The organism is Flavobacterium sp. AJR (assembly GCF_002156885.1).
In the GTDB taxonomy this organism is placed as follows: Bacteria; Bacteroidota; Bacteroidia; order Flavobacteriales; family Flavobacteriaceae; genus Flavobacterium.
The window spans coordinates 41,610-52,180 of sequence record NZ_NCWQ01000039.1; the positions used below are offsets into that span (position 1 = coordinate 41,610).

Sequence of the window (10,571 nt, forward strand, 5' to 3'; positions counted from 1 at the left end):
TAAATAAATATAAGTACATGATATAAGTCAGATTAAAGACTACTTAGATTAGATAATTTTGTTGTAAGAAAAAAGCTGTTTTATGGCTTTGGATTTATTAAAGAAAAATATATCTAAATTTTTATTCATGGATTTTTTAAATAATTTTTTTTCAAAAAAGGTTGTGTTTCTAATCTTTTTATTGCCTTTTTTCTCGAATGGACAAATTGCAGAACCTGGTTCTCAAAATGAAGTTAAGTACCCACAATTTAAATTTCAAGGACTTTTTCAGGGGCGTTATTTAAGTGATTTAACTCAAGGTATAGACGCGACAACTGGTTTACAACATGCAGATGGTAATGCAGTAGAAAACACATTCGACATTAAAAGGATGCGTTTAGGGTTAACCACTAAATTGGGAGAAGTGTTTGATATTGTTGTTCTGGCTAATTTTGCAGACTTTAAATCGGATCCCAAAGGAAAAGTTTTAGAGAATGCTTTTGCAAGGTATATCTTTAATAAGGAAATAGGTTTTATTTTGGGGCAGTTTAGGCCAGCTTTCGGAATCGAGGAATTAAATCCTGCCGATATTCTAAAATCATTTGATTATTCTAACCAATATACCGAATTTGGAAACAATGGTTGGACAAGTTTTCAAATCGGAGCTTCTGTATTTGGAGGATTTGATTTGGGTACAATCCCTATTAGTTATACTTTTTCTGCTGTAAATGGTAATGGGAGAGATCAAGTATCGGATAAAGATGATGGCAAGCAATATTCTTCTCGTCTTGCCTTAGAATTAAATAAAGAGCATAATATCAATTTTGGAATTAATGGAGGTATTGGAGAAGTTTTTAATACCAAAGTCTTTGCTGTAGGATTAGATTTTACGATTGATTTTAAACTAACGGATAAATTAAAACTAGAAACTCAGCTTGAAGCTAAACAAGGAACAAATCATTACTTGTATTATTCGCTAGCGGAAGATTCGAGAACAGGAAATATTAATGATTATGAAATGCGAGGAGGATATTTTTTACCAAATTTGAGATATGAAATTCAATATCAAAAATTAACGGCTATAGAATTTTCTTGTCGATATGAGTATTTTGACAGAAGTTTTAAAATTAATTCAAACGCAAGACAAACTTATACACCAATGGCAGGTTTGGAATTTGGGAAAGGATATATAGGACGTATAGAAATGGGAATTCAGTTTGATAATTATAAACGCAATGTGCCTAATACTACGACATATGATAATAACTTGTTTATCATACAGTTTCAAGGGCGATTTTTTTAATGAATAATTGCAATGTTGTAATCTTAATAGGATATGAGTCGGAACTTAAAACGGCATAAGAATTAATTCTTATGCCGTTTTTTATAGAATAAATAAAAGAGTTTAAGCTTCTTTTAAAACATTTTTCTTTTTAAAGTATAAAGCAATATAGGCGGCAATAGAACATACTACACCTATAATTATCATGTTCCAGATAGGTCTTGTAGTTTGAGAAAAAGTTCCATCCTCAATAATTAATATTCTAAAAGCTTTCAAGAAATGTGTTAACGGAATTACATTGGCTATTGCCTGAACGGCTTGTGGCATTTGGCTTAAAGGCCAAGTAAAACCGCTTAGGATAAAACTGGGTGTTGCAATTACCATTAAAATCTCAGTAGCTTTTAATTGATTCGGAACTAAAATACTCACGAGAATCCCAATAAAGGAAACGGAGAGTACAAATATTCCTGCTATAAATGTGAGAGGAAGCAGGTTGTCGTAAAAAGGTAATCTGAACCATAATGTAAAAAGCCAATATATAAACCAAATACCAAAACTCATTAGCATATAAGGAATGATTTTTACAGCTAGTAAATTTAAAATTGAAGGACATCTTTTTACAAGATCTTTAAATGTTCCATTTTCAAATTCGGAAGCAAAAGAAAGTGCCAATCCTAATAATAAAACTTGTTGTAGAACTGTTGCCAAAACTCCTGGCCAAAGAAAATACATATAGTTGGTGCTTCGATTATATTTTTTTATAAAAGTAGTTTTGAACGGTTCGTATTGCGACATCAGTAAATTTTCGGGAACACCTTGTTTTCTTAAAGTTTCAATTTGAATACCGGCTTTTAATGTTCCAAGGCAAATTTGTATGGCCGTCGATGCATAATTGGCGGTTAGAACATTAGATGTATTTACTATAGTAGTAATTTCAGGATACTTTTTTGTGAGAGTCATTTTCTCGAAATCTTTCGGAATAATAACAACACAAGTTGCGCCTTTTTCGATAGCAATCTTGGAAAGATTATTTTGGTCGTATAGAACGGAAGCTATAGATAAAACCTCATTATCCTGAAACATCTGAATTGCTTTTGAGCTTAATTCCGTTCTGTCCTGATCAACAACAAGTATGGGTAGATCGGTTACTTTACCTTTGCCGTAAACATAACCCAGCAAGACTCCATAAAGTATTGGCGCACCAATAAAGAGCAATCGAAGCACTTTATTGCTCCAAAATAATCGGAATTCCCGTTTAAGCAATGAAAAGAAATTTTGCATAGTTAAAGAGATAAAGTAACAGTTGTTTTTGTAATTAAATCTTTTGTTTCATCGTGGTTGGAAGGCGTTATTTTTATTTCGAATAAACTTTCCTGCATTTCATAATCTGGGTATGCAGTTGCTATGTTTCCGTATGCTCCCAGTTGTTTTATAGTACTGATGCTTCCTTTTATATCTGTTTTTTTATAAGGAACATGTACAGTTACTTCTTGTCCTTTTTTGAGTTTTCCTAATTGATTTTCGGGTATTGTAAAACGAAAGTAAGTACTGTTGGCAACATAGCCATTAAATAAAGTGTAGCCAGGTAAAGCCAGTTCGCCAATAGTTAAAGTAATGGTTTCGATACTCATATTTTGCGGTGCAATTATATAACGTTCTTGGTCGGCAGTTTCTACTTCTTGCAATGCACCAAGCGCTCTGTCTTGTTGTCCTAAAGCCATTGTTTGTTGTTCTATACGGGCTCCTTTTTTTGCGTCGTCTAGTTCGGCAATAACAGCATTGTATTGCGCTTGTGCACCTTGATATTTAGCAAAAGTTTCGTCATAAGTTTGTTGTGATATTAAGGAATCTTTGAGCATATTTGTTAATCGTTTAATCGATTTTTGCGCAAACTCATATTGTTCCTTTAATCCCATTTTTTTAGCTTCAAGCTGCTTAATCTGATTTTCAGTTGCGCCTTTTACAGCCATTTTATATTGCGCTTTCGCGGATATAACAACTCCTTCAGCTTGATTTTTTTTAGCATCTACTTCTGGAATATCAAGTATAGCCAGCGTATCTCCTTTTTGGACAATATCTCCTTCTTTGACATAGATTTTTAAAATCTTACCAGGGATTTTGCTTACAACTGCAATTTGTTCTTTTTCTATTTTCCCTTGAATTAAATCTTCTTTTTTTGCTTTTTCGCAGCTTGTAAAAATGAAGATTAAATTGACTATTATAATTGCTTTTTTCATAGAATAGAACTTTTATTTAGATAATTTTTTTGATAAATCGCCAGTGGCAATTATTGTTTCAATAGCCGATAATCGTTGCTCGATTAAAGTGGTAGTTTTATTTACAGATGCTTTATAAGAATCGTTTTCGGCTTCAAGTCGTTCCGATATATTGATAAGACCTTCCTTGTATTGTTTTATAGCTAGATTTAAATTATTACCTGCTACTTTTTCTTGTTGTTGGGTAATATCGATTTTTTGTGTTAGAACGCTGTAATCAACAAAGTTTTTTTCGAGGAGTAATTCTAGTTTTTCTTTAGTATCATCAATTTGATTTTGCATCTGCTCGATGTTTATTTTGGCCTCGTGTACTTTGTGTTTTCTTTCAAAACCCGAAAAAACTTCCCATTTCATTGCGGCTCCCACAACCCAGTTGTTACTTATGGTGGCTTCGTTTAGCCCTAGATACAATGCTTGATTTATTCCGGTAACTATTGGGGTTGTTGCATTGGCATTAAATAAACTGGAGTAAGAAACTCCTCCAAATGCTCCCAAAGTTGGTAAATAAGTGCCTTTTTCTTTTTTTAATAAATACTCGTAAGCAGTTTTAAATGATTCCAAGGCTTTAATTTCTTGTTTGTTTTGAGTGCTTAATTTTTCATCGGTAATTAAATAAGGAACTAAATTGTATTGAACATTGTCTATTTCGCTAATAGAATAGCCAGTTAAATATTGAATTTTTTTATAAATTAATCTTCGTTTTCCATCCAGCTCAATTTTTTTTGATGCCAATTCTAGTGAAGCTAATTTAATTTTATCTCTGTCGTATGGAATTGCCAAACCTTGTTCTATTGCTTTTGTAACACGTTTAGTTTCGGTATCTAATCGTTTTTCGCTCTCTTTTATCAGTTTGTCTATTTCCTTTAATAGTTCTAATTGATCAAAGGTGTTAATGACATCTTTTATGATACCGTCTTTCTCGGATTCTTTTAAGAATACTGTTCCTTTAGATTTTTCCTGTATGGCTTTTGCACCATTAGGAATTTGCATACCACTAAACAATACGGTTTTTGCCATCACGCTCCCATTAAAAATGTTTCCGTAATTTTTAAAAGCCGTTTTACCATCAAAAAGCGGATAGTTCACAATAGGTACAGTAGCTGTAGGGAGATCTACGGTTAGTTTGTTGTCAAAATAAGTATATAAAGCACTTGCTTCGACTGTAGGGATGTATTTATTCCAGACTCCTTTTTCCTGAAGATTCAATTTTTCAATATCTAAATTTTTATTTTTTAAAGAGGTGCTTTTTTCTATGGCTTTATAAATAGCATCTTCAAGAGTTGGTGAAACTTCTATCTGGGCATATCCATAAGTTAGGGAAAGGAAAAAAAAGAAAATAGGTAAATGTTTTCTCATCATAATTTTGTTTCTATAATTATATGATAAATTGTAAACGGATTTTTGTAAGGTATTACAAGTAGAATAAGCGTATGCGAAATACGGTTATTTACAAAGTTAAGGATATAAGTCTTACATTTTATGTTTTATCTATAGTAAAATAGGGAGCTTAATTAAAAACTTTTCCGTAAGTTTTATTGAAAATAGAAAGTTGTAGGATGTTGTTAAACTTTGTTTGTTTTTTTATACCTTAGTAAGCGTATTTATAAATTAACTAATTATTAACATGAAAAAAAGTATATTATATCTAGCTATTGTGTTGACTAGTTTTTTTAGTCTTCCTATATTATCTCAAACAGATAATGAGCCTGTTGCTTTAGGTTTACCAGGAGATAACCTTAATTTATATGCAGTATTAGATATTTTTCAAAAGTCTAAAACTTTAGAAGATTTTGAAAAAGTATTGAATGATCCGGATAGTAAGGTTAATAATTTAGATTTAAATAATGATGGAGAAATCGACTACCTCGAGGTAGAAGGACATAAAGAAGGGAATACCCATGTTATTGTGCTTCAGGTTGCGGTAAGTAGCAAAGAAACACAAGATATTGCTGTTATTGAGGTTGATAAAGATAAGAAAGGAAATATACATGTTCAGGCTATTGGAGACGAAGATTTATATGGTAAAAACTATATAGTTGAGCCTGCAGATACAGCTTCGGGAACACCTAACCCTGGTTATAAAGGAGAACCTACGGTAATTGTAAATAATAACACAACCAATAATTACAATACTACAACTAGCCCAAGTTATGTAAGTACAAGTGTAAGTGCATGGCCAGTAATTTTGTTTTTGTTTTCTCCTATATATGTAGCGTATAGATCTCCTTGGCATTGGGGGTATTATCCTCCGTACTGGCGTCCTTGGCGTCCAGTTTATTATCATGATTATTGGGGATATCACGGACATTATTACAGAAATCCTTATTATCGCAGAACAGCCGTTATAAGAAATCCTAGATACTATAATAATTATGTTTCTAGAAGAAACACATCTGTAGTTGTTAGAGACAACCGAGTTAACGGACGATATAATACGACCTATAACGGTAGAGATTATAAAAGACCTGCGCCAGTTACATCTACCAGACCAACTAGACCAGGCGGGACAACTAGACCTGGTACAAGGCCTACTAATCCTACGACTAGACCAGGAGGAACAACGAGGCCGGTAACACGACCTACAAATCCATCGACTAGACCGGGAACAGGTACAACAAGACCAGTCACACGTCCTGTAACGCCTACAAACCCAACTACAAGACCAGTTGTTAGGCCAACTAATCCAGGAACTACTCGACCAACAACCCGTCCTGTAACTCCAACGACTAGACCAACAACGCGTCCTGTAACAAGACCAACGACGACACCAAGACCAGCGACAACGAGACCAGCAAATAATGGTACAAATCGAAGATAGATTTTAAAAAAAAACGAGACTGAGTTTTAAACTCAGATAATACGTACACGCCTAATTTTATATTTAAGAAGCTTATGGGGAAATCTATGCTAGCTAGAGTTGTTTTTATATTTCTGATAATGCCATTTTTTTTGATAGCTCAATCTGTGAAGGATACAGTGAAGGTTGAGCTGAAAGAAAAGGAGAAAGAAAAAGAAGTGGTATACCCAAAATTTAAATTTAAAGGGCTTTTGCAAGTACGTTTTCTGGGGTCGATTACAGATAATGTTGATGTTTTAGGAGTTCAGCATACTACCGGAGAAGTAACAAGGAGTTCTTTTGATATAAAAAGAATGCGTGTAAGTGTTGCAGCAAATTTAAGTGAGCATACCGAAGTTGTTGTATTGGTGAATTTAGCCGATTTTAAATCGGATCCCCAGAACAAAGTGTTAGAGAATGCTTACGCAAAATATACTTTTAATAAATACATTGCTTTTACAGGTGGTCAGTTTCGACCAGGTTTTGGTATAGAAGAAAGTGTTCCTGTAGATATCATAAAGTCATTTGATTTCTCGAATCAATATTATGAGTTTGGAAAGAATGGATGGACAAGTTTTCAGATTGGAGCTTCGATGACAGGATCTGCAGATCTGGGGAATATTCCTGTAAATTATGCTGTTTCGGTTTTAAATGGTAATGGGAGAAACCAAAATATGGATAAAGACAGTGGGAAGCAATATTCTACCCGTGTTGTTTTTGGATTATCGAAAAAACACCATCTTAATTTGGGACTTAACGGAGGAACCGGAAAGGTTTATACCAGTGATGTATTTGCTTTAGGAGCAGATATTGCTGCCGACTTTAAATTAACAGATAAACTTTCTCTGGATACTCAATTCGAAATCAAGCAAGGAACCAATCATAATTTATATTATTCACTTCCTGTGGATACCCGTACTGCCAATGTGAATGATTACCAAATGCGAGGTTTTTATTTTTTGCCTAATTTTAGATATGTAATCAATTATAAGAAACTTACATCTCTGGAATTTTCTGCCAGATATGAATATTTTGATTCGAGTTTTAAAGTAGATTCAAACGTAAGGCAAACGCTTACGCCGATGTTAAGTTTAGAATTTGGAAAAGCATATACAGGACGAATCGAAATGGGAGTTGAAATTGATAGGTACACCAAGAATATTCCTAATACAAGCTATTATGATAAAGAACTATTTATTATACAATTTCAATGCAGGCTTTAGTTTAAATTAATCTCTATTTTTTATGAAAGAAGTAAAAATTCCTCAAACATTAATTACGCTTGCAGTAGGTATTGTTCTTTGGATTATTCCAGCTCCCGAAGGAGTGAAACAAGAAGCGTGGCATTTATTTGCCATTTTTGTAGCTACCATTCTTGGGATTATTTTAAAGGCTGCTCCAATGGGTACAATGTGTATGATTGCAATTGCAGTAACCGCATTTTCACAAGTTTTAGCTCCGGGTGAAGCAGGAAAATCAATTACGCTTGCATTAAGAGGTTTTGGGGATAAAGTAATATGGCTTATCGGAATATCCTTTTTTATAGCACGTGGATTTATTAAAACAGGATTAGGAAATAGAATTGCTTTTATATTCATAAGGATATTCGGGAAAAGTTCGTTAGGATTAGCCTATGGATTAGGACTTGCTGATTTATGTCTTGCTCCTGCAGTTCCTAGTAATACGGCAAGAGGTGGAGGTATTATTTATCCTATTATGAAATCGATGGCAATAAGTTTTGGCTCTGAGCCAGATAAACCTGAAACACATAGAAAATTAGGTTCTTTTTTAACTTTAAATAGTTATAATATGAATCTTATTTCGTCCTCGATGTTTTTAACAGGAACGGCAAGTAACCCGATGTGCCAGAAGTTTGCTCTAAATTTAGGAATTAAAATTACCTGGATGTCTTGGGCTCTTGCTGCAATTGTACCAGGATTAGTTGCTTTTTTTGTAATTCCTTTTGTTTTATATAAAATTTATCCGCCTGAATTAAAATCGACAAAAGACGCTCCGGGAATTGCTAAGCAAAAGCTAAAAGAAATGGGGCCAATCTCTAGAAATGAATGGTTGATGTTGTTAACATTTTTTATTTTATTGTTTCTTTGGATGACAGGTGACTTATTTTCTATCGATGCTACTACAACGGCTTTTATAGGATTGGTGATTTTATTGTTAACTTCAGTATTAACATGGGAAGATGTAAAATCCGAAAAAGGAGCTTGGGATACTATTGTTTGGTTTTCGGTTTTGGTAATGATGGCGAGTTCGCTCAATGAATTAGGATTTATTGGTTGGTTTAGCGATTTAGTTAAGCAACAAATAGGAGGATTGAGCTGGCAAATGGCTTTTCCTATAATAATTTTGGTATACTTTTTTAGTCACTATCTTTTTGCAAGTGCAACAGCTCACGTTGCAGCAATGTATGCTGCGTTATTAGGAGTAGGAGTTTCTCTTGGTATTCCGGGATTGTTATTAGCGTTTATGCTTGGATTTGTAGGTTCGCTTTATGGAACATTAACGCATTACGGTCATGGACCAGCTCCTGTGTTTTTTGGTAGTGGTTATGTTGATTTAAAGAGCTGGTGGGTAAAAGGTCTTGTAACAGGTCTTGTCCTATTACTCATATATATGGTGATAGGAGGATTGTGGATGAATGTAATAGGGTACTATTAAATTCGGATACCAGGAGGAAGTAGTTCTTTATAAGTTGGGTTTTTCTTAAAGAAAACTACAATTTTAGGGTGAATAGGGACTACTTTTAATTTTCGTTCAATCGAAATTTCCATGATGCTTCTAAGCATGCTATAAAGAAATTCTTGATCTTCGAATGAATCTGGAGTGTTGATTTTTGTTAGAAATATCTTTTTTTCTTGAAAAGAGTATTCGATTGTAACTAATCCTGTAGGGGTTGAGGTTTCAAATTGTCTTGCAAAGGCATTGTCTTTGATCTCCATTAATGAAATGGGTTCCATATTATTTGTTTTTTATGTGGTATTTAAAAAAAAATAGAAGAAATGAACCATATTAAGAGGTTCAGAAAACTTCTTGTAATATATTATCAGAAACAAATTATTTCTATAACAAAGGTAATCATTTGATATTCAATATCAAATGATTTTGTGAGTGAGATATACTTTACGTTTTTAAAAATGTTGTTAGCACTCGTATTTGCTGTGTTTTTTAATAATAATATTATCTAAAAAATAGAGTAGAGTCGTTAAAAAGCGATAATTTTATGTCGATAATGATATTTAGTTTGTTGTTAATGCCTGAAATACAATTATGAATAAAATTCCTGTTTACTTTATGCCGGGTCTTGCGGCAAGTACTACTATTTTTGAACGAATCGCATTGCCCGAAGATACTTTTGAGATGCATTTATTAGAATGGGAAATTCCGCTTGAGCATGAGTCTTTGCAGGATTATGCTAAAAGGATAGCGCAAAACATAAAACATTCGAATCCTGTTTTAGTAGGTGTTTCTTTTGGAGGAATCCTGGTTCAGGAAATGGCAAAGCATATTGAGGCTAGAAAAGTAATTATTATTTCGAGTGTAAAGTGTAATGCGGAATTTCCTCGAAGAATGAAAATTGCCAAAACTACCAAAGCATATAAGCTGATACCAATGCGACTGATATTAAATGTAGAGAATTTGGCTAAGTTTTCTTTTGGAGAAAAGATAAACAAGAGGTTAAAGCTATATGAGAAATTCTTATCTGTGCGTGATATTCGTTATTTAGATTGGGCTATCGAGCAGGTAATTCTTTGGGACAGAACTAAAATCGACGAAAGTGTAATTCATATTCATGGTGATGAAGATGAGGTTTTCCCGATAAAATATATTGCCAACTGCAAAGTGGTAAAAGGCGGAACGCATATTATGATTTTGAATAAATTTAAATGGTTGAATGAAAATTTACCTTCGATAATTTTGGAAGATTAGAAATCTTAAAATTCCAATTTTTTGAAATTGCTTCGCCTGTTTGCTTACGCTTGGGTCCAAATTCCAACTATTTTGCGGTTCGATATCTTTGTCAAAGTTTTAAGCCAAGGCTGTAAGGAACTTTAGTAAAAAATATTATTTTTATTTTCGTATATCTTTAAACATATCATGAAATGCAAATCAGAACAGATGTGAGAGAAATATTAAGTTATATCTCAGATGATCAACTTGATTTTTTTGCTCGAGAAACTAT

Annotated in this window: 9 protein-coding genes; 5 read left to right on the top strand and 4 right to left on the bottom strand. The window is 33.3% G+C overall.

Annotation, left to right across the window (positions count from 1 at the left end; all coding sequences use genetic code 11):
- Positions 1-127 precede the first annotated feature (127 nt).
- Complete coding sequence (locus B8T70_RS11975; protein ID WP_086895003.1) at positions 128-1,282, top strand: porin; 1,155 nt, start codon at positions 128-130, stop codon at positions 1,280-1,282.
- A 102-nt stretch (positions 1,283-1,384) separates the two neighbouring features.
- Here the strand turns inward: B8T70_RS11975 and B8T70_RS11980 are convergent, their stop codons facing one another.
- The 3 genes from B8T70_RS11980 to B8T70_RS11990 are packed head-to-tail and all read right to left on the bottom strand — an operon-like array spanning position 1,385 to position 4,896.
- The gene (locus tag B8T70_RS11980) at positions 1,385-2,542 is read right to left on the bottom strand and encodes an ABC transporter permease (RefSeq protein WP_039112235.1); all 1,158 of its coding nucleotides are present in this window, start codon (positions 2,540-2,542) and stop codon (positions 1,385-1,387) included.
- 2 nt (positions 2,543-2,544) lie between these two features.
- Positions 2,545-3,498, bottom strand: a complete 954-nt coding sequence (locus B8T70_RS11985) for an HlyD family secretion protein (RefSeq protein ID WP_086894994.1) — start codon at positions 3,496-3,498, stop codon at positions 2,545-2,547.
- Between the two features lie 12 nt (positions 3,499-3,510).
- Positions 3,511-4,896 (bottom strand): TolC family protein, encoded by a 1,386-nt coding sequence (locus tag B8T70_RS11990; RefSeq protein ID WP_242667460.1) that lies wholly within the window; start codon positions 4,894-4,896, stop codon positions 3,511-3,513.
- A gap of 265 nt (positions 4,897-5,161) precedes the next feature.
- Between B8T70_RS11990 and B8T70_RS23805 the strand changes: the two genes are divergently transcribed.
- The 3 genes from B8T70_RS23805 (at position 5,162) to B8T70_RS12005 (ending at position 9,049) form a co-directional block, all read left to right on the top strand.
- Positions 5,162-6,355, top strand: coding sequence for a hypothetical protein (locus B8T70_RS23805; protein ID WP_086894996.1), 1,194 nt, complete (start codon positions 5,162-5,164; stop codon positions 6,353-6,355).
- 119 nt (positions 6,356-6,474) lie between these two features.
- A complete protein-coding gene (locus B8T70_RS12000) occupies positions 6,475-7,596 on the top strand; it encodes a porin (RefSeq protein ID WP_242667461.1) in 1,122 nt (373 codons plus the stop codon).
- Positions 7,597-7,618: 22 nt separating this feature from the next.
- The gene (locus B8T70_RS12005) at positions 7,619-9,049 is read left to right on the top strand and encodes an anion permease (protein ID WP_039112231.1); all 1,431 of its coding nucleotides are present in this window, start codon (positions 7,619-7,621) and stop codon (positions 9,047-9,049) included.
- On the opposite strand, the gene B8T70_RS12010 is transcribed toward B8T70_RS12005, so the two are convergent.
- Complete coding sequence (locus B8T70_RS12010; protein ID WP_039112392.1) at positions 9,046-9,330, bottom strand: GNAT family N-acetyltransferase; 285 nt, start codon at positions 9,328-9,330, stop codon at positions 9,046-9,048. The genes B8T70_RS12005 and B8T70_RS12010 overlap by 4 nt on opposite strands.
- Positions 9,331-9,658: 328 nt before the next feature.
- Here B8T70_RS12010 and B8T70_RS12015 point away from each other — a divergent pair, with 328 nt between their 5' ends.
- Complete coding sequence (locus tag B8T70_RS12015; protein WP_086894998.1) at positions 9,659-10,318, top strand: alpha/beta hydrolase; 660 nt, start codon at positions 9,659-9,661, stop codon at positions 10,316-10,318.
- The last annotated feature ends 253 nt before the right edge of the window (positions 10,319-10,571 follow it).

Excerpts from the sequence above, each read along its gene's own strand:
- B8T70_RS11975 (WP_086895003.1), top strand. The coding sequence starts at position 128 with ATGGATTTTTTAAATAATTTTTTTTCAAAAAAGGTTGTGTTTCTAATC.
- B8T70_RS11980 (WP_039112235.1), bottom strand. The coding sequence starts at position 2,542 with ATGCAAAATTTCTTTTCATTGCTTAAACGGGAATTCCGATTATTTTGG.
- B8T70_RS11985 (WP_086894994.1), bottom strand. The coding sequence starts at position 3,498 with ATGAAAAAAGCAATTATAATAGTCAATTTAATCTTCATTTTTACAAGC.
- B8T70_RS11990 (WP_242667460.1), bottom strand. The coding sequence starts at position 4,896 with ATGATGAGAAAACATTTACCTATTTTCTTTTTTTTCCTTTCCCTAACT.
- B8T70_RS23805 (WP_086894996.1), top strand. The coding sequence starts at position 5,162 with ATGAAAAAAAGTATATTATATCTAGCTATTGTGTTGACTAGTTTTTTT.
- B8T70_RS12000 (WP_242667461.1), top strand. The coding sequence starts at position 6,475 with ATGCCATTTTTTTTGATAGCTCAATCTGTGAAGGATACAGTGAAGGTT.
- B8T70_RS12005 (WP_039112231.1), top strand. The coding sequence starts at position 7,619 with ATGAAAGAAGTAAAAATTCCTCAAACATTAATTACGCTTGCAGTAGGT.
- B8T70_RS12010 (WP_039112392.1), bottom strand. The coding sequence starts at position 9,330 with ATGGAGATCAAAGACAATGCCTTTGCAAGACAATTTGAAACCTCAACC.
- B8T70_RS12015 (WP_086894998.1), top strand. The coding sequence starts at position 9,659 with ATGAATAAAATTCCTGTTTACTTTATGCCGGGTCTTGCGGCAAGTACT.